Below are 18,708 nucleotides of genomic sequence, written 5' to 3' on the forward strand. Positions count from 1 at the left end.
CGGCGGCGATCATCCTGGTAATATCTCGTTTTATAAGACTCGGCCTGACAGTCCAGACAGCGAAAAAATCGACTCCCATCGGGGCGGTTCTTTGGGAAAAGTGTCAGGAGCTTGGTCTGGTGACAGACCCGGCAGCTTCGCTCGTCTTCAGTCACGAGCATAGGGGCCACCATTGCTGGAGCATCACGCCCTGCGCTTAAGTCTCCACCTCTTCTTCCCTGGCCGCAGTAATAAACCGCGCTGCGCCAGGTAAAATCCGCGCCGTGAACGGCGTCGTCTCCACCATCAGTTCGCCGTCGTATTGCAGCGGAAAGGGATCGATTGCGTCCACAGTGATCTCGCAGGCGTTCAGGGTTTCGAGGTTGCCGCTGAACATTGGGTCTCCCAGATTCAGCTTGGCGCGCAACGAGTCGATCAGGTTGGGAATCAGGCGCAACAGGTTGCCCGCCTTGAGCAGCACCACCGTGAACTGACCGTCGCTGGGGTTGATGTCCGTGGTGATCGGCATCCGGTAATTGGCCATGCCGAAGTTGGCCACCATCACGCCGATGCCCTCGAACTCGCGTTCCTGGCCGTCCACGGTCAGTTTGAAGGTGGTCTTCCTGGGATTGAGCTGCTTCATGGCGCTCAGGACATAGGCCATCACGCCAAACTGTTCTTTCAGTTCCTCGCTGCCCTTGATCATGGCGGCGTCCGCGCCCGCCCCCGCCAGCATGGCAAAACCGTTTTTCTCCCCGCCTACCTCGATCTCGCCCAGATCGACGGTGATGCAGTGTCCGGCCAGCACCAGGGCCGCGAGTTCCGGCGCAGTGGTGGGCAGGTCCAGATTCTGTGCGATCAGGTTGGCCGTACCGGCGGGAAAGGCCAGCAGGGGCACGCCACTGTCCCGGATGGTATAGGCCAGGCTGCTGACCGTGCCGTCTCCCCCAGCCGCCACCAGAATGTCGAAGGCGTCCAGATCGCTCACCTGCTCCGAAAGCGGCGTGTCTTTTTTAGTTTCCCGCTGCACCACCTCGGCCCCGGCCTCACGCAGCAGGCGTACGAATTCCGGCAGATCGCTGTCGCCCTTGCCGCTCTTGGGATTAAAGACGACCAGCACGCGCTGGGCCTTGGGAGTGTTGGGGGGGCCGGGGGGGGAGGTTTGACCTGTCATCTGACCTTTCATTAGACTGTGAATTCGGAGGCTGTTGCTATGCTGCGTTTCTTGGTTGCTTCTTCACTCATGGTAGGCGCTCTGGCGTCCTGCGCGCCCTCTCAATCCACAGACCGCTTCGTGACGGTTACGCCTGTACTGATCAAAGTTTCGGAAGCCGCCACGCGCGGCGGCTCACTCACCATTCAGGGCCGGTATCTGGGCGGCCCGTCCACTGGACGCGTTCGTCTGGGGGCCGATGAATCCGGTAAGGGCGGCTACGTGATCCCGGCCACTGCCGTTCAGTCCTGGACCGACAGCGAGATCGTCATGACCATCCCCACCGACGCCCCGGTGGGCGGAAGCTGGCTGTTCGTGGAAGTCGCGGGCAAGCAGTCCACAGGGCTGCCCTACAGCGTCCGCCAGTAAACCCTCACGCCAGAGGCCGCCTGTCCTGAATGGGGGAGGTGGCCTCTCCCCTGTTTGCGCCCCCGTCTTTGACCCTTTGACCTTCAGACCCTTAGACTCCCCTCTGTTATGGCGATTACCCGCCCCAAGGGGACCAACGATCTGCTGCCACCGGGCAGCCCCAAACTCTCACCCGTCACCAGCGCCGCCGCGCATGTCTGGCTGACTGAAACTGCGCGGCGTGTGCTGGAGCGGGCCGGGGCGCAGCGTATCGATACGCCTATCTTTGAGGAAGCCGACCTCGTCAAGCGTGGCGTGGGCGACAGCACCGACATCGTCCGCAAGGAGATGTTCATCGTCTATTACTTCGGGGACCACGGCGGTTTCATCCTGCGCCCGGAGGGAACGGCGGCCATCGTGCGGGCGTACCTCCAGAACGGCCTCAAGCAGTTGCCCACGCCCCTGAAGATGTGGACTTCCGGGCCAATTTTCCGCGCTGAGAACGTCCAGAAGGGCCGATATCGCCAGTTTCATCAGGTGGACTATGAAGTACTGGGCAGCGCCGATCCCCTGGTAGACGCCGAGGCGATTGCCCTGATGGTGGACGTGGTGCGCGAGCTGGGCCTCAAGGAAGTGCGCGTCAAGCTGGGCAGCATCGGCGATCCGGCGGATAGAGAGGCTTATAACGCCTATCTGCGTGGGTTGTTCACGGCGCATTGCGACAGGCTTTCGGACGACTCCAAAGACCGACTGGTCCGTAACCCGATGCGAATTCTGGATTCCAAGAGCGAGGGCGATCAGGACTTGATTACCGAGCTGAGCGTCAAGCCGATGCTCGATTTTCTGGGCGAGGAAGCGCGCACGCACTTCGGGGCCGTTCAGGGCTACCTGAAAGACTGGGGCGTGCCATATGACCTCGATCCCAGCATCGTGCGCGGGCTGGACTATTACCGCCGCACCGCCTGGGAACTGCATCATGAGGGCGTGGGCGCAAAATCCGCGCTGGGCGGAGGCGGACGCTATGACGGTCTGGCCGAGATTCTGGGCGGACAGGCCACGCCAGGGATCGGCTGGGCTTTTGGTGTCGAGCGGCTGTTGCTGGCGCTGGAAGCGGAAGGTGCCGAGTTACCTCAGACTGAGGGACCACTCCTCTATGTCGTCGCGCTGGACGAGGCGAACGTGCCCCATGCGGCGAAGATCGCAATGGACGCCCGCCGCGTGGCGCGTACCGAATTTGCTTACCGTGCCATGAAACCGGGCAGTGCTTTCAAGGATGCCGAACGCCGGGGCGTGCGCTGGATCGCGCTGCTCGGCTCTCAGGAAATCGAGAACGGTACGCTGAGCCTCAAGAACCTGAGCAGTGGCGAGCAGCGTGTCGTCAACGTTTCAGACCTGGCCGAATTCCTACAAGATCAGCAGGCCACCTGATCTTTTTCCATCAACCATCACCCTTTAACCATCAACCTCCCCAGGAGTCCCCATGAAACGCACCGCCATGATCGGCCACCTCTCCCCCACCCACGCCGCTCAGACCGTCACCTTGCAGGGCTGGATCAACCGCCGCCGTGATCTGGGCGGCCTGATTTTCCTGGAACTGCGGGACCGCAGCGGTCTGGTCCAGGTGCAGGTGGAGCCGGATTCCCCAGCCTTTGCCGAGGCGGATCGCCTGCGCGCCGAGTACGTGGCCGAGGTGGAGGGCCTCTATCAACTGCGCCCCGAAAGCCAGCGCAAGGGCGGCGCGGCGGATTACGAAGTGATCGCCTCGCGTGTGAAGGTCTTGAATACGGCCAAAACGCCGCCCTTCGAGCTGGAAAAGGGTGCGGACGTGGCCGAGGACATCCGCCTCAAGTACCGTTATCTGGACCTGCGCCGCCCTGAAATGCAGCGCTCCCTGATGCTCCGCAGCAAGGCGACGGCGGCGGTCACGGCCTTTCTGGACGCAGAGGGTTTCGTGGCCGTCGAAACCCCCATGCTCACCAAGTCCACCCCGGAGGGCGCGCGGGATTTTCTGGTGCCCAGCCGCCTGAATCCTGGCGAGTTCTACGCCCTGCCGCAGAGTCCGCAACTGTTCAAGCAACTGCTGATGATCGCCGGGTTTGACCGCTATTACCAGCTCGCCCGTTGCTTCCGTGACGAGGACCTGCGCGCAGACCGCCAGCCGGACTTCACGCAGCTCGATATGGAGATGTCCTTCGTGGATCAGGAGGACGTGCTGGAACTTCAGGAACGCCTGCTGTCGCACGTTTTCAAGACCGTGCTGGACGTGGACCTGCCTATCCCCTTTCCTCGCCTGAACTACCAGAACGCGATGGACCGCTACGGCTCCGACAAGCCCGATCTGCGCTTTGGAATGGAGTTCGCGGACGTGACCGAATTGTTTGCGGGCGGTGAATTTGCTGCTTTCGCCAGCGCCCAGACGGTCAAGGTTCTGGCCGCATCGGAATTGACCCGCAAGCAGATTGACGAGCTGGAGCGGGTAGCCAAACAGAATGGTGCGAAAGGTCTGGCCTGGGCCAAGCGAAACGGGGAAGGACTTACCGGGGGTATCAGCAAGTTCCTCGGCGATCAAACAGCGGCGCTGCTGGAGAAAACGGGCGTGCAGGACGGCGGCACGCTGCTCTTTGCAGCGGGCGAGTGGAAGCGGGCGGTCACGGCGCTGGGCGCAGTTCGCCTGAGCCTGCGCGATCTGTTTGGTCTGGCGGCGGATGGTCCACAGTTCCACGTGTCCTGGGTCACCGATTTTCCCCAACTGGAATACGACGAGGACAGCGCGAGCTGGACCTACATGCACCACCCTTTCACCGCCCCGCACCCCGACGATGTGGCCCTCTTCGGCACCGAACGTCAGGGCGAGATTCGCGCGCAGGCCTACGATCTGGTCCTCAACGGCTTCGAGATCGGCGGCGGCAGCGTGCGTATTCACGATCCGGTGGTGCAGGAGCAGATGTTCGCGGCCATCGGCTTTACCCCCGAAGAAGCCCGGCGGCAGTTCGGCTTCTTCCTGAGCGCGCTGGAATCCGGCACGCCTCCGCATGGCGGCATCGCCTGGGGGTTTGACCGTCTGGTGATGGTCATGGCCGGAGCCAGCAGCATCCGCGAGGTCATCGCTTTCCCCAAGAACAACCGTGGCGCGGACCTGATGGCCCTGGCCCCCTCCCCTGTTTCGCCGGCGCAGATGGCCGAGGTGGGATTGGCTCTGGTACAGGAGTAAAGAACGGGGAGGCACTTGCCTCCTCATTCTTCTGAATATCTAGTGAATCTTTTCACGATAAGCTTATATCGTGAAAGTTTTATGCTCTATTGATTGACCGCCTTCAGAAAGTCCAGGGTATAGCGGGCCACTGTGCGCGGAAAGACGTCGGTTAGGGCGTGTGTTCCGCCCTTGATTTCGCAGAAGTAGGCGGAGGGGATGGCCTCGCGGATGGCCTCCAGCGTCCACAGGCGGATCACCGGATCGGAGGTTCCGTCGATCAACAGGGTCGGCACCTCGATCTGCGGAAGCAGGGGTCCAGTGTAGTGATGGTCCTGATCCTGGGCCAGCTTGAGCATCCGGCGCACACCGCAGTGGGCGTAGGCGCGCAGGCCGGGAATGAGCAGGCCCAGCCTCTCGCGGGGCAGGTCGACGAGCAGCCGGACGAGCTGGGCAAACACGCTGGGATTCTCGGGAATGCCGGTGGGGGCGCAGGCGATCAGTGCGCCCACATGTGCCGGGTAGCGGGCGGCCAGATCAAAGGCCACCTCTCCCCCCAGGGAGTGGCCGAAAATGGGTGCGCCCTTCAGTCCCGCCACCTCCAGCCAGCCCGCCAGATGATCGGTGAGTTGCTCGATGCAGTCCGGCAGATGGCGCATCCCCTGGCTGTAGCCGTGGCCGGGCGGATCATAGACATAGACCGTGCGGCTGCGCGCCAGCTCACGCGAGACGCGCACGTACATCCACGAGGCGCAGCCCAGGCCCGGCACGATCACCAGTGGCGGCCCACTGCCACGCACCCAGGCGTGGGTGGACAGGCCGTCGACATCCAGATACAGCGCGTGTCCCTGACTCACCCGGCAGCCTGCGGACCATCGACAAAATTCAGCACGGCGGCGTTGAACGCCTCTGGCGCGTCCACCATGACCACATGCCCGGCGTGGGGAATGATCTCCAGTTGCGCTCCGGCAATCGAGCGGCTCAGCATCTCACCCAGCGCCAGGGGCACCAGGGCGTCGTCCTCGCCCCAGACCACCAGGGTTCTGGACCTGATCATGGGAAGGCAGTCCTGCACGCTGTCTTTAAGCAGATCGCTGGCGTTGCGCCACAGGTTCAGCGGCCCGGCCAGCAGGGCGTCGGTCAGGATGCGCGGCACAAAGCGTTTGCGCCCGGTGATCAGCGCGCGCGGCAGATTCAGGGCGGTGCGGTAGGCGCTGGCTTTCAGCAGGCCGCTGGCGCACACCAGCACCAGATTCTGCACGCGCTGCGGATGGCCCGCTGCCAGCCGGATACAGATGTGGCCGCCCATCGAGTGGCCGATCAGGGTGATGTTCTGCAAGTCCTCGGCGTCCAGCCAGTCGGCGATCAGGGCCGCACTTTCACGCACGGACAGGGCACGTTGGCGGCGAGACAAACCGTAGCCCGAAAGATCCAGGGCGTAAACCCGGTGCCGTTGGGTCAGGGCCTTGAGATTCCTGCGCCACCAGCGCCCGGAGCCGCTCAGCCCATGCACCAGCACCATCGGTGGCCCCTCTCCCGAGACGCGGTAATGCATCTTTACTCCTGAACGTTCGTAGACACCGCTGGACACGCCGGGCAGCATAGCGCGCCGATCCTGAAGGGTTGAGTTAGATCAGCTCTACGAAAATACTAAGTAAGTGAATCTATTCACGATGATTCTAGATCGTGAAATTTATGTTCTCGTAGTTACCGGCCTACTGGAAGCAGGACTGCTGTGCCGTCGGGATAGGTCCGCACATTGACGGTGCGCCCCACGTCCACCAGAAAGGCGTTCCAGCCTTTCTTGAGGGCCACCTGATAGCCCTTGTTTGCGCTCACAGTGACGTCGACACTGACCCAGGGAACGAACAGTGGCGATTTTCCCACCATCGGACTGACCTCCCGCAGGACCTCGTTGTCGTCGTGACGGGCATTGCCGTTCTGATCGCGGTACACGAAGAACTTCAGTTCGCCTGCCTGCGCGGCGGCGCTGATCTGCACGGGATCGATCACACCGGGCCACGACACATTCTGGGCGGTCAGCACCGCCTGAGCGCGGGCGGGCGGCGCGGCGGCAGGAATGTCAAGCCGGAAACTTCCGCCGTCCAGAGGCGCGCTGACCAGTTCCTGCACGGGCTGCCCGAACGGCGTGACCGCGAAGCCGCCGAGACGCGACTCCGGGGTCACGTTGCCCTGCACTGTGCCCGTGACGGTCAGGGCCGACGCCGGGGCCACGGTCAGGGCCAGCGCCAGAGACAGCAGGAAGCGGGTATTCATGGGTCCAGTGTATGCCGTGCGGCTGATCTGGACGTGACTCCATCATTCCGTCAATTGCCCTGGTTGAAGGCATCACGTCAGGCAAGACGTGTCGGTAAAACAAGAAAGAGACTGCCAGCGAATCGGCAGTCTCTTGGAAAGGTTGAAATTACTTGCTCAGCGCCGCCTTGACCAGATCGATGATCTCGGGCATGGTGTCTGCCACTGGCACGTTGGCGTCCGCGAAAGCGGCCAGCTTGCTCTCGGGAGTTCCAACGTTGCCCATGATGATGGCTCCAGCGTGGCCCATGCGCTTGCCTGCCGGGGCGCTGCGTCCGCTGATAAAAGCCACGACGGGCTTTTTCATGTTGTGCTTGATGTACTCGGCGGCGGCTTCCTCATCCGCGCCGCCGATTTCACCGATGACCACGATGGCATCGGTGCCTTCGTCGGCCTCGAACATGGGCAGCACGTCGGCGAAGGTGGTGCCGATCACGGGATCGCCGCCGATGCCCACCGTGGTGGACGTGCCCATTCCGGCGTCGTTCAGCAGCTTGGCCGCCTCATAGGTCAGGGTGCCGCTGCGGCTGATCAGGCCGATGCGTCCGGGCTTGGTGTAGATCTTGTTGGGCATGATGCCCACCTTGGCCTCGCCGTTGGTCACCAGACCAGGGCAGTTGCCGCCGATCAGGCGCACGCCCTCACCACCGCTTTCGCGGCTCTGGGCATCCAGCATCTTGACTTCCTGCACGGCCCGCATCATGTCCACCGTGGGTACGCCCTCGGTAATCAGAATCACCAGCGGGATGCCCGCGTGCGCTGCTTCCAGCACAGCGTCGGCAGCTCCGGCGGGGGGCACGAAGATGATGGAAACGTTCGCGCCCGTCGCTTCCTTGGCTTCCGCCACCGAGTTGTAGATCGGCCAGCCCTCGAAGTCCATGCCGCCCTTGCCGGGGGTCACGCCTGCGACGACCTGGGTGCCGAATTCCTTCATGGCGCGGCTGTGGCTTGCGCCCTCGCGTCCGGTCATGCCCTGAACGATGACCTTGCTGTCTTTGTTAACGAGAATGCCCATTACTTGTTCTCCACAGTTTTGCCCGATGCAGCGGCTGAGGCGGCGTTGGCTTCCTTGGCGGCTTCGGCGGCAGCATCGAACATGTTGGGGTACATCTGGATCAGGGGGCTGTTGACCTCGGCCAGCAGCGCCTTGGCTTCTTCCTCTGCCGTGCCCGCGATCCGCATGCGGACGGGCTTGGTCAGAATGCCGTCCTGGAGGGCCTGAATCACGCCCTTCGCGACTTCATCGGCGCGGGTGATGCCGCCGAAAATGTTGATGAAGATCGCCTTGACGTCGGTGTCCTTGGAAACCAGCTTGACCGCGTTGTAGACGATCTCGGCCTTGGCACCGCCGCCAATATCCAGAAAGTTGGCAGGCTTGGCCCCGGCGCGGTTGACCACGTCCAGCGAGGTCATCACGATGCCTGCGCCGTTGCCCAGCACGCCCACGTTGCCATCGTCGAGCTTGACGTAGGCAAAGCCGTACTTGCTGGCCTCGATTTCCAGGGGATGTTCGGCTTCCATCTCGCGCCAGTCGGCCAGATCCTTGTGGCGGTACATGGCGTTGTCGTCAATCTCGAACTTGGTGTCCAGCGCCAGCGGGGTGCCCGAGGCGTCCACGAACAGCGGGTTGATCTCGACCAGCACGGCGTCGCGCGCCAGCGCAGCCTGGCTGAGCTTGACCATCATGTCGGCGATCTTGTTCAGGTTGCCCTTAAAGCCCGCCCGAATCGCCACGTCGCGCGCCTCGTAGGGGCGCAGGCCGGTAATGGGGTCGACGCGGTAATGCACGATCTTCTCGGGGGTCTCAGCGGCCACCTCTTCGATGTCCACGCCGCCCTCGGCGGAGGCCATCAGGGTGAAGCTCTGGACGTTGCGGTCCACGATCATGCCGATGTAGTACTCGACGCCCGCGTCAATGTCCACGGCCTTGGTCACCAGCACCTTGTTGACAGTCAGGCCCTTGATGTCCATGCCCAGGATCTTCTCGCCGTTCTCGTAGGCCTTGTCGGGGGTGGGGCTGAACTTGACGCCGCCCGCCTTGCCGCGTCCGCCGACATGGACCTGGGCCTTGACGACCACAGCGTCGCCGTAATCACGCGCGATCTGACGAACCTCGTCAGGGGTCTTGGCGATTCGACCTTCCTGCACGTTGACGCCGAACTGGCGCAGGATTTCCTTGCCCTGATATTCGTGAAGTTTCACGTTTCTCCCTCCTTGGGGCGGCCTGGGTGGGCCTGTACTCAAAAATCTGGTGTTGTCCCGATAGAGGAGTATAAGCGTCCTGTCAGATTGACGCGCACTTTCACGGGCGAAACCTTAACGGCGGGTTGTCTCCTGAACGGGGACAGGGGGAGGCGGTAGCACGAACGGACGGCGGCCAAGGTGTTAGCGTCTTGATTAATGAGCCGACTGGAACAGTTGAGAGACGCGATGAGAGACGCGGGTGTCACGGGGTTGTGGGTCAGCCACCCGGCCAACGTGCGGGTGCTGACAGGTTTCACGTCACCTGGGGACGGCAAGGTGCTGGTCACGCCGGACACGGCCACGCTGTACACCGACGCCCGCTACACCGTACAGGCGCGTGAGGAATCGGGTCTGCCGCAGTTCATCGCCCGGCCCCCGGAAACCTTTAAACACGCTGCGGAAAGTGTCGGGGGGCAGAGGGTTGGATTCGAGGCCGACAGCCTGACCGTGGCGGGCCTGGAAGACCTGAGGGAACACTGGCCGGACGCCGAGCTGGTGCCGTTGCGCGGACTGATCCAGGGTCTGCGGCAGATCAAGACGGCGGACGAGATCGCGGCGATCCGGGCGGCGCAGGACCTGGCCGATGGGGTCTTCGCCGAGGTCCGGCCCCTGATCGTCGCTGGAGCGCGGGAACTGGACATCGCGCTGGAGATTGAGACGCGGTTGCGGAAAGCCGGAGCCGGGAGTGCCTTCGGCGTGATCGTGGCGAGCGGGCCACGCGGGGCCATGCCGCATGGACATGCCTCCGCGCGGGTGATCGAGGACGGCGAACTGGTCACAGTGGACATGGGCGCGTATCTGAACGGTTACAACAGCGACATGACGCGCACAGTCGCCGTGGGTCACCCCCCTGATGAGATGCGGCGGGTCTACAACGCGGTGCTGGAGGCGAAGGAAGCCGCAATCGCTGCGGTGAAACCGGGCGTACGGGCCGCCGATCTGGACAAGATTGCGCGCGACATCCTGACCCGTCATGGGCTGGGCGAGGCGTTCACGCACTCGCTGGGCCACGGCGTCGGCCTGGAGGTCCATGAGGGGCCGGGGCTGCGCGGAACAAGTGAGGACGTGCTGGAGGCGGGCATGGTGATTACCATCGAACCCGGCGCGTACCTGCCGGACGTGGGCGGCGTGCGAATCGAGGACCTGCTGCTGGTCACGGCAGACGGCCACGAAGTGCTGAGCCACGCGCCGAAGGAAACGGTTTGAGACAGGTGGCTCTGGCTCTGACGCTGATCCTCTCCCCTCTTGGCGGCGTGGATCTGGAGACGGCCAGCGCCTCCTCTGCCGTGTTTCAGAGCGGCTCAGCCGTTTATTACGGCGGGCGGGCGGCGCGTGGCACAGTCATGACCGCCGCACACCGCAGTCTGCCCTTCGGCACCTGGGTCCGGGTAACGCATTCCGGCACGGGCCGCAGCGTGGACGTGATGATCAATGACCGGGGGCCGTTCGGCAATTCGCGGCGCATCATCGATCTGTCGCGCGCCGCCGCCGCCTCGCTGGGCATCCTGAGCCAGGGCGTCGCGCCCGTGTCCCTGCGGATTCTGTCCAGACCCTGAAGGCACACCCCCCGCGCTTTGCACCCGGGTTCAAGGTTCCTCTAGGGCGGCGGGTGTTAGAATCGTTCGGGCTTGAAATGACACCGCGACTGTACACCACAACTGCGGACCACGATTTTGTAGAGTGAAGCTCTGTAGAGTGAAGCTTACCCCCTCAAGGAGATGGTTTTAATGACGATGGAAACGGCACTGCTGACCCTGGACACGCTGGCGAAGTACCTGAAGGAAAAGGAAGTCCAGCTCGATATGGAAGAGAACAACGGCCAGCGCTTCCTGCGCATGGGCTGGCGCTTCGAGATGGGCGACGCCGCCGTGCTGGTCAGCGTCAACGACGGCCCCAACAACACCTCGCGCCTGGAAGTCACCTGCGTGACCCAGAAGACCTACACCGAACGCCGTGAAGAAGTGGTCAACATGCTCAACGACCGCAACCGCGAACGCGCCTTTGCCCGCAGCATCGACGCCGACGGCAACGTCTGGCTGGAATACGTGGGCTTCTACCCCACCCTGGCCGAGATGCCCCAGGAAACCTTCGATACGCTGTTTGGCGGCGTGTTGATGCACTTCCAGGACGATTACGCCACCCTCGAAGGCTTCGTCCCCGGACCGCAGTTGCAGCAGCCTCAGGCCTGAGCTGATGGAGTGGGCGGGTTGATCCCCGCCTCTCTTTGATCTACAGTAAGTGAAAAGATTCACGATGAATCTTATTCGTGAAATTTTTGCCCCCTATAAATAAAGGGGAGACTCGTGGTCCTGAATCCACGAGTCCCCAGCTTCAATTCTTTACTGCCGTTCTGCCAGCAACTCTTCCAGGCGGTCCACGTACTGCTCAAGCGTGCGGAAGGTGGCCTCCACGGGTTTGGGGCTGAGCATGTCCACCCCGGCCTCCTTCAGCGCGTCGATGGGATCGAGACTGCCGCCGGATTTCAGGAAACGCAGATAATTCTCGCGGGCAGCCTCCTCATCCTCGCCAAACTGTTCGAGGAGCTGGTGCGCCGCGCTTATTCCGGTGGCGTACTGATAGGCATAGAAGTTGGCGTAGAGGTGTGTGGAGAACTGCGCCCACAGGATGCCGCTGCGCTCACGGTCCATCGTCACGCCGTCCCCGTAGCCCTGTGAGAGTAGATCAGCGGTTAGGGTGTTCAGATCGGGGGCGCTGAGGGTTCCCCCGGCCTCGATGCGGCGGTAACACTCCAACTCAAAGGCCGCCAGCGTGGGCATGATGAAAAAGTAGCGGTGGAAGTTGCCCAGCGCCTCCTCGATGAGGGCAATTTCCAGCGTGGTGTCCCCGGCAGCGCGGGCCTGCTTGAGCAGATGCTGGCGGACCATCGCCTGATTGAAGTTACTGGCGACTTCAGCATGGAAAAGCGTATAGCGCGGCACCGAATACGCGTGTTCGCGCATGGACAGCAGCGAGTGCATCGAGTGGCCGATCTCGTGGGCCAGGGTGCTATAGCTGCCCAGCGTACCGTTCCAGGTCATGAAGATGAACGGCTTGACCCGCCCGCCGCCGTTGCTGTATGCGCCCTGGCGTTTGCCGTCGTTCTCGGCATAATCGGTCCAGCGGTCTTCCGTGAGGCCGAAACGCATATCCTTGACATAATCCTCGCCCAGCGGGGCCATACCCTCGGCGATCCAGTCCACAGCCTGCGCGTACTCCACCTTGCGGGGCGGCACCAGGGAGGCTTTCACGTCGTACTCGCGCAGCTCCGTCAATCCCAGCCAGTCGCGACGAACCCGCCAGTAGCGGTGCCAGATGGGAGTGTTGGCGCGGTAGGTGTCCAGAAGCGTGGTCACGACTTCGGTGGGAATGCGGTCCGGGGCCAGCGAGGCGGTGATGGCATCCGGGTAATTGCGGGCGCGGGCCAGGAAAACGCTCTGGCGCACGTTGGTGGCGTACATCGCGGCCTGTGAGTGGCGGGCGGCCAGATGGGCGTCGGCATAGTTTTCCCAGGCTTCGCGCCTGACCTCACGGTCCGGGCCGCTGACCAAACTGTCCACGTTGCCCTGCGTGACTTGCACATCACCAGCCGTCCCGAAGCGCAGGTCCATGTTCGCCAGCGCCGGGTGAATGCCGCGCTCGGAGGCGAATGGAGCGGCCACCGCGCCCAGCAGTTCCTCCACTTCGGCGCTGCGGACGTGGGGGCGGTTGCGGAGAATGCGCTCTAAACGCACGCGCTGATCGGCAAAGTCGGGCCGCTCCAGCCAACCAGATACCATGCCTTCGTCCAGCGCCAGCAGTTCGGGGCGGAAGAAGGCCGACACGCTGCCGTAGCGGGCGGCAATGCTGCTGGCGCGGTCCCGGCGGGCGGCAGCTTCGGCGTCGTGGCCGTCCACACTGGCACCCATGCTGGCGTAGGAAAAGAAACGGCTCAGACGCAGCTCCACGTCGTCAGCAACCTTCAGATAGGTCAGCAGGGACTCGGGGGTGTTCAGTTGGCCGGCGTAGGCGGCCAGGGCGTCGATGGACCCCGGCAGCGCCCCAGCCTCGGCTTCCCAGGCCCCCGGCGTGGCAAATAGCGCCTCGATGTCCCAGGTCTGCTCACGCGGCACGTCGGCGCGGGCGGGAAGGGGGCGGGACTGGCCACTGGACTGTGGGCCGCTGGATTGTGATGCTGTCATGCCCCCGAGGCTAGAGCATCCGGGATGGAAAAGTCAGCATGGCAAAGAGGCTAAAGCCTTGAGGTGTTCGGGACTCTAACCCAGCAATCCAATCGCGTACTCGCCCATCCGGCGGGGAATGTCCACGCCCGTGGTGGACACGCTGTTCTTGAATTCCATGGTGTGGTTGATCTCGATGACCAGCAGGCCGCCCCACTCGTTCTGGCGCTGCGGATCTTCCACCAGATCAATAGCTACGATTCTGCCGTCCACGGCGGCGGCAGACCGCACAGCGAGGTTCGCAATTTCGGGCGTGACCTCGCAGTTGCTGGCCTTCGCGCCGCGCGCCGTGTTGGTGATCCAGTGTTCAGAGGTGCGGTAGATCGCGCCGATGCACTCGCCGCCGATCACGAAGGCGCGGATGTCACGTTCGGGCTTGTGAATCAGCTCCTGCACATAGAAGATGCCGTGCTGCGAGCCGCCCAGCACTTCCTTGTGTTCAATCACGGCCTCGGCAGCATCGCGGTCATTGAGCTTGCTGACCATGCGGCCCCAGGACCCGACGGTGGGCTTGAGAACCAGCGGATAACCCAGAGATTCGATCTGTTCCAGCGCGGCGTCGCCGTCGAAGCTGACTCCGGTGCGCGGTGTGGGCAGGCCGGCGGCGTACAGGCGGGCATTCGTCGCCAGCTTGTCGCCGCACAGTTCGATGACGTGGCCGGGGTTGATCACCTGCACACCGAAGCCTTCCAGCGCGCGGGTCACCGCATGGCCGCGCGTCTGGCTGACACAGCGCTCGATGGCCACCTTCCACGGCACGGCGGCTGCGCCCGCGTCGTCGAAGGTCAGTTTCAGGTGGGGAACGTAGACCTTGTCGTAGGGCGTGCCCAGGGCGTCCAGCGCCTCAAAAAGCATTTTCTCGTCGGGGCGGATGCGGTCATACAGAACGGCGAGTTCGGCCATAGCAAAAGCAGGGAGAGAGCCTCTCAGCAGAGGGCGGTCAGCGCAACACTGCTCTGACCGCCCGACACTGAACGTGGCCTACTCTCCCCAGTCCTCGGCTTCCTGCGGGGCGGCGGCCAGGCGGGGGGGGTCCACCGAAACCACTTCGTATTCCACGCCCGTCTCGTCGTCGATCACCAGTTCGCCCAGTTCGGGGTTGTTCAGTTCGATGGGTGCGCCCGTATCCGGGTTTTCAAATTGAATGGCAGTCATATTTTCTCCTCTCGTTTGACAGGTTAAGGTGTCTCAAGCTTTTCGGATGCTATTGGCTAGACAGAGGATCACTGTCCGGCTCGTCCTCGAACTCCAGCTCAATCGCCGCCTGACAGTGCGGACAGCCCACGATACTGACCTCGGAACCGTCGCTGGCCTGCACGACCGGGGCGGTGGCGAGCATGTCCTCGGTGACCTCGAATTCCTCACCGCAGTTGGGGCAGGTGGTCAGGATGCCCAGCAGTTCCAGCTCGAAGTCCTCGCCGCCGCCGTTGCGGGTCACTTCCATCTCGGCGCTGCACGAGTCGCACACGATCACGTCGCCCGGATGCAATTCGGCGCGGTCCTGATCGCTCAGTTCCAGCACCTCGCCGCAGACGGGGCATTCAATTTCTAGCGTAGCCATAAGGCACAGTTTACGGGGTCTGGTTACGGGGTCTGGTCTGAAGTGGGCTTCTCGCCCGGAAAGCGTCCGTGCTTCTTGAAGAAGGCCAGGATGCTGCCTTCCGCCAGTGCCTCACGCAGGAATTCGGGCGGGGGCGGAAGCTGCACGGTGCCGCGCGGGTGGGTCAGAACCCCCGTGTCGATGTCCAGCGTGACCTCTTCCCCGTCCTCCAGCACGCCGGTCAGATCGGCCTCGAAGGCGGGGATGCCCAGATTCAGCAGGTTGCGGTAGTGGATGCGCGCGAAGCTGGGGGCGACGATGGCCCCGATTTGCAGCTTCTTGAGGGCCTGCGGGGCGTACTCGCGGCTGCTGCCCAGGCCCCAGTTGCGCCCGCCGATCAGGAGGTCACCGGGCCGCACCTGGGCGGCAAATTCGGGGCGGGTGTAGTGGAAGGCGAATGTCTGGAACACGTCCTCGCCAGCCATGAACGGCGCGAACTTGCCGGGCAGGATGTCGTCGGTGTTCACGCTGTCGCCAAATTTCCAGACGCGGGGCATGGGGGAAGTATGGCGCGCGGCAGGGACATGGGGAAATAAAGGTCTAAGTGGAGGCAGGGCTACGGCTTTTCCCAGTCGATCACATTGCGGTGGCGCAGGTAAAAAAGAAACTGGGAACCCAGCAGGACGATGTTGAACAGGACAGCGGACAGCACCCGGCCCGACAGCTCGTAGAACTTGCCCAGCGTGGTGTACGGGCGCTGCGGCGTGATGAACAGCATCACCGCGAGGGACAGCACGAACACCACCAGCATCACGATCAGGACGTATTTGTTTGCCTGGTAAAAGCCGCTCCAGGCCCCGCGCCTAGACGTATGGATGTGCCCACTGGTCAGGTTCGTTCGCACGCCGTCCACGCTCAGGGCCAGGGTCACGCGGGTTCCGGCGGAAAAAGCGAATGCCTTCTCCCGGAGCAGCCGCTCGGTCAGGCGTTCGGTGCGGTCCTGCACCTCGGTCAGGTGGATGCCGAACACGCGCACCACCACGAATCTGCCGCCGTCGAGGGTGTTGACCAGACCGGGCAGGCTCTCGCCCGCCTGCGGCCACGACAGCAGGACCAGCGCCCCCGCCCGGACCTCGGCACGGTCATGGGCGATCACCAGATCGATGACGGCCTCGCCGTGGTCCGTGAGCGAACCGTCGGCATTCCTCAGGGGTATGAAGCGCCAGCCGCTGAACACCCGCTCCCACAGCGCATGATCGTGGATGTCCGCGCCAGGGGCCACAGGAATCACGCAGATGGAGCGCAGGTAGTTGGCGGCGGGCATGAACCTGAGGCTACTTCAATCTGCCTGCCCCCTCTGCGGTGTCCTGCTGATCCACAACATCTGAGCGGTCATTCATATATACTGGCGTCCATGACTTCCTCTTCCCCAACGTCCGGTGCCGCGCCCCTGGTGTATTTCGTGGATGGCATGGACTGCGCCACCTGCGTACAGAAAGTTGAGGGGATGGTCAATCGGTTGCCCGGTACAGGAGCCGTCAAGACCAGTTTTGCCAGACAGACATTGAGGCTGGAACTGGACGAGACGCAGACGCCGCGCACTGTACTGGAGAAGAACCTGCTGGCGCTGGGGTACACGCCCACGTTGCAGCAAACGGCGCAGAGCAGGGCCGCCTCCGCCCACGCGGATCATGACGGCGACGGGCACGATCACGCCGGACACGTTCACGAGGTGCTGCCTGCCGGGACGGCGTGGTACGCGGGCAGGCAGGGCAAACTGGTGATCTTCTCGGGCGTGCTGCTGGCACTGGCCTGGGCGATGGGCTTTGTTGCGCCGCAGTATTCGGTGTACGGCTATGTCGCGGCCACCGTGCTGGGCGTGTGGCCGCTGGCGAAGCAGGCGTGGGCCAGCGCGCGGCTGGGCGATCCGTTTTCGATCAACATGCTGGTCTCGCTGGCCGCCATCGGCGCAGTTGCCATTGGAGAGGCGGCAGAGGGCGCAGTCGTGGTGTTCTTCTTCGCCGTTGGGGAGCTGCTGGAAGGCGTGGCGGCAGGGCGGGCGCGGGCCGGAATTCAGGCGCTGGCGGCGCTGGCCCCCAAGACGGCTTTGCTGGTGGAGGGCAACGGAACGCGCGAGGTTCCCGCCGACTCGCTCCAGATCGGGCAGACCGTGCAGGTGCGCCCCGGCGGACGGGTTCCGGCAGACGGCACCATCACGGCAGGAACCTCCAGCCTGGACGACAGCCCAGTGACCGGCGAGAGCATGCCCGTCACCAAGACCGTGGGCGACAGTGTATTCGCGGGCAGCATCAACACGGACGGCGTGCTGAGCGTTGTGGTGGACCGGGAGGCCAGCGACAACACCATTGCCCGCATTATCCATCTGGTGGAGGAAGCCGAGGGTAGCAAGGCCGCCACTGCGCGCTTTATTGACCGCTTCAGCCGCTCCTACACGCCGGGGGTGGTGCTGGTTTCGGCGCTGGTGGCCGTGGTGCCGCCGCTGTTGTTCGGCGGGGAGTGGTATCCGTGGCTGTACAAGGGCATCACGCTGCTGCTGATCGGTTGCCCCTGCGCGCTGGTGCTGAGCGTGCCTGCGGCCATTACCAGCGGCATCAGCGCGGGCACGCGGCGCGGGCTGCTGATCAAGGGCGGCGCGGCGCTGGAAACGATTGGCACGGTCAAGACGGTGGCCTTCGACAAGACCGGCACGCTGACCGAGGGCAAGCCGCGCGTCACGGATGTGCTGGGCGCGGGCGTGTCCGAGAATGAAGTCCTGCGGCTGGCTGCGGCGGTGGAAGCGGGCAGCTCCCATCCGCTGGCGCAAGCCATTACAAATCAGGCCAAAAAGATGAACGTCATCGCTCCTGCCTCACAGGACGCAAAAGCCATCGCCGGGAAAGGCGTCACGGCGATGGTGGAGGGGCGCAGCCTCTTTATCAGCTCGCCCAAACACGCAGGCAGCACCTTGAGCGTGACTCCTGACCTGCTGACCAGGCTGACTGCGCTGGAGGAAGAGGGCAAGACAGCAGTGGTGCTGCACAGTGCGGAAGAGGTGCTGGGCGTCATTGCCATCCGCGATGAACCGCGTGAGGACGCCCGCGAGGCCATTGCCCGCCTGAAAACGATGGGGGTGAACACGGTCATGCTGACCGGCGACAATGCCCGCACGGGCCGGGCCATTGCCGCCGGGCTGGGGCTGGACGTGCAGGCCGAACTGCTGCCCGAGGACAAGCTCAGAATCATCGCTGAACTTCGGGCACACGGCGGCGTGGCGATGGTGGGCGACGGCATCAACGACGCCCCCGCGCTGGCGCAGGCGGATGTGGGCATCGCGATGGGCGGCGGCACCGACGTGGCGCTGGAAACAGCGGACGCGGCCCTGCTGCGCGAGCGGGTGGGCGACGTGGCCGATCTGGTGCAACTGTCGCGCGACACCATGACCAACATCAAGTGGAATATCGCCTTCGCGCTGGGCCTTAAGGCCATCTTTTTAGTCACGACGCTGCTGGGCTACACCAACCTGTGGATGGCGATTCTGGCCGACACCGGGGCGACGGCGATTGTCACGGCGAACGCGCTGCGGCTGCTGGGGTGGAAGGGCGGCACGGTCAAAAAAGCCTCAACGCCGTCTGGCCTGCCCGCGTCCGGGAGCGTTTAAGCC

At 63.6% G+C, this 18,708-nt stretch carries 19 protein-coding genes; 7 read left to right on the forward strand and 12 right to left on the reverse strand.

Annotated features, from left to right (window positions below; translation table 11 throughout):
- Positions 1-196: 196 nt before the first annotated feature.
- Positions 197-1,153: a diacylglycerol/lipid kinase family protein gene (locus Q319_RS0104020; RefSeq protein ID WP_034413678.1), complete on the reverse strand. Its 957-nt coding sequence runs from the start codon at positions 1,151-1,153 to the stop codon at positions 197-199.
- A gap of 39 nt (positions 1,154-1,192) precedes the next feature.
- Between Q319_RS0104020 and Q319_RS0104025 the strand changes: the two genes are divergently transcribed.
- From Q319_RS0104025 to aspS, 3 genes are all read left to right on the forward strand, one after another.
- Positions 1,193-1,561, forward strand: a complete 369-nt coding sequence (locus Q319_RS0104025; RefSeq protein ID WP_029480700.1) for an IPT/TIG domain-containing protein — start codon at positions 1,193-1,195, stop codon at positions 1,559-1,561.
- A 108-nt stretch (positions 1,562-1,669) separates the two neighbouring features.
- The gene (hisS, locus tag Q319_RS0104030; protein WP_029480702.1) at positions 1,670-2,968 is read left to right on the forward strand and encodes a histidine--tRNA ligase; all 1,299 of its coding nucleotides are present in this window, start codon (positions 1,670-1,672) and stop codon (positions 2,966-2,968) included.
- Between the two features lie 52 nt (positions 2,969-3,020).
- A complete protein-coding gene (gene aspS / locus Q319_RS0104035; RefSeq protein ID WP_029480704.1) occupies positions 3,021-4,751 on the forward strand; it encodes an aspartate--tRNA ligase in 1,731 nt (576 codons plus the stop codon).
- Positions 4,752-4,837: 86 nt separating this feature from the next.
- Here aspS and Q319_RS0104040 read toward each other — a convergent pair whose 3' ends face one another.
- From Q319_RS0104040 to sucC, 5 genes are all read right to left on the reverse strand, one after another.
- Positions 4,838-5,587: an alpha/beta fold hydrolase gene (locus Q319_RS0104040; protein ID WP_029480705.1), complete on the reverse strand. Its 750-nt coding sequence runs from the start codon at positions 5,585-5,587 to the stop codon at positions 4,838-4,840.
- Complete coding sequence (locus Q319_RS0104045) at positions 5,584-6,321, reverse strand: alpha/beta fold hydrolase (RefSeq protein ID WP_342667881.1); 738 nt, start codon at positions 6,319-6,321, stop codon at positions 5,584-5,586. Before Q319_RS0104045 ends, Q319_RS0104040 begins: the two co-directional genes overlap by 4 nt.
- A 116-nt stretch (positions 6,322-6,437) precedes the next feature.
- Positions 6,438-7,007, reverse strand: a complete 570-nt coding sequence (locus Q319_RS0104050) for a hypothetical protein (RefSeq protein ID WP_029480707.1) — start codon at positions 7,005-7,007, stop codon at positions 6,438-6,440.
- 148 nt (positions 7,008-7,155) lie between these two features.
- A complete protein-coding gene (gene sucD / locus Q319_RS0104055; RefSeq protein ID WP_029480708.1) occupies positions 7,156-8,061 on the reverse strand; it encodes a succinate--CoA ligase subunit alpha in 906 nt (301 codons plus the stop codon).
- Complete coding sequence (sucC, locus tag Q319_RS0104060; RefSeq protein ID WP_029480709.1) at positions 8,061-9,248, reverse strand: ADP-forming succinate--CoA ligase subunit beta; 1,188 nt, start codon at positions 9,246-9,248, stop codon at positions 8,061-8,063. Before sucC ends, sucD begins: the two co-directional genes overlap by 1 nt.
- 198 nt (positions 9,249-9,446) lie before the next feature.
- Between sucC and Q319_RS0104065 the strand changes: the two genes are divergently transcribed.
- The 3 genes from Q319_RS0104065 (at position 9,447) to Q319_RS0104075 (ending at position 11,479) form a co-directional block, all read left to right on the forward strand.
- The gene (locus Q319_RS0104065) at positions 9,447-10,496 is read left to right on the forward strand and encodes a M24 family metallopeptidase (protein WP_029480711.1); all 1,050 of its coding nucleotides are present in this window, start codon (positions 9,447-9,449) and stop codon (positions 10,494-10,496) included.
- Positions 10,497-10,501: 5 nt separating this feature from the next.
- Positions 10,502-10,846 (forward strand): septal ring lytic transglycosylase RlpA family protein, encoded by a 345-nt coding sequence (locus Q319_RS28950; protein ID WP_281173824.1) that lies wholly within the window; start codon positions 10,502-10,504, stop codon positions 10,844-10,846.
- Between the two features lie 171 nt (positions 10,847-11,017).
- Complete coding sequence (locus tag Q319_RS0104075) at positions 11,018-11,479, forward strand: YbjN domain-containing protein (RefSeq protein WP_029480715.1); 462 nt, start codon at positions 11,018-11,020, stop codon at positions 11,477-11,479.
- Between the two features lie 150 nt (positions 11,480-11,629).
- Here the strand turns inward: Q319_RS0104075 and pepF are convergent, their stop codons facing one another.
- From pepF to Q319_RS0104105, 6 genes are all read right to left on the reverse strand, one after another.
- A complete protein-coding gene (gene pepF / locus Q319_RS0104080) occupies positions 11,630-13,468 on the reverse strand; it encodes an oligoendopeptidase F (RefSeq protein ID WP_029480717.1) in 1,839 nt (612 codons plus the stop codon).
- Between the two features lie 75 nt (positions 13,469-13,543).
- The gene (gene lysX, locus Q319_RS0104085; RefSeq protein WP_029480719.1) at positions 13,544-14,410 is read right to left on the reverse strand and encodes a lysine biosynthesis protein LysX; all 867 of its coding nucleotides are present in this window, start codon (positions 14,408-14,410) and stop codon (positions 13,544-13,546) included.
- A gap of 78 nt (positions 14,411-14,488) precedes the next feature.
- Positions 14,489-14,662: a lysine biosynthesis protein LysW gene (lysW, locus tag Q319_RS0104090; protein WP_029480720.1), complete on the reverse strand. Its 174-nt coding sequence runs from the start codon at positions 14,660-14,662 to the stop codon at positions 14,489-14,491.
- A 49-nt stretch (positions 14,663-14,711) separates the two neighbouring features.
- The gene (locus tag Q319_RS0104095; protein ID WP_029480721.1) at positions 14,712-15,068 is read right to left on the reverse strand and encodes a hypothetical protein; all 357 of its coding nucleotides are present in this window, start codon (positions 15,066-15,068) and stop codon (positions 14,712-14,714) included.
- Between the two features lie 23 nt (positions 15,069-15,091).
- Positions 15,092-15,604 carry a LeuD/DmdB family oxidoreductase small subunit gene (locus Q319_RS0104100; protein ID WP_029480722.1) on the reverse strand — a complete coding sequence of 171 codons (513 nt, stop codon included), beginning with the start codon at positions 15,602-15,604 and terminating at the stop codon, positions 15,092-15,094.
- A gap of 59 nt (positions 15,605-15,663) precedes the next feature.
- Positions 15,664-16,371 carry a hypothetical protein gene (locus Q319_RS0104105; protein ID WP_034413684.1) on the reverse strand — a complete coding sequence of 236 codons (708 nt, stop codon included), beginning with the start codon at positions 16,369-16,371 and terminating at the stop codon, positions 15,664-15,666.
- A 90-nt stretch (positions 16,372-16,461) separates the two neighbouring features.
- Between Q319_RS0104105 and Q319_RS0104110 the strand changes: the two genes are divergently transcribed.
- Entirely contained in the window at positions 16,462-18,705 is a 2,244-nt protein-coding gene (locus Q319_RS0104110) for a heavy metal translocating P-type ATPase (protein WP_051655090.1), read from the forward strand.
- Positions 18,706-18,708: the final 3 nt, after the last annotated feature.

Source organism: Deinococcus marmoris DSM 12784 (assembly GCF_000701405.1).
In the GTDB taxonomy this organism is placed as follows: Bacteria; Deinococcota; Deinococci; order Deinococcales; family Deinococcaceae; genus Deinococcus; species Deinococcus marmoris.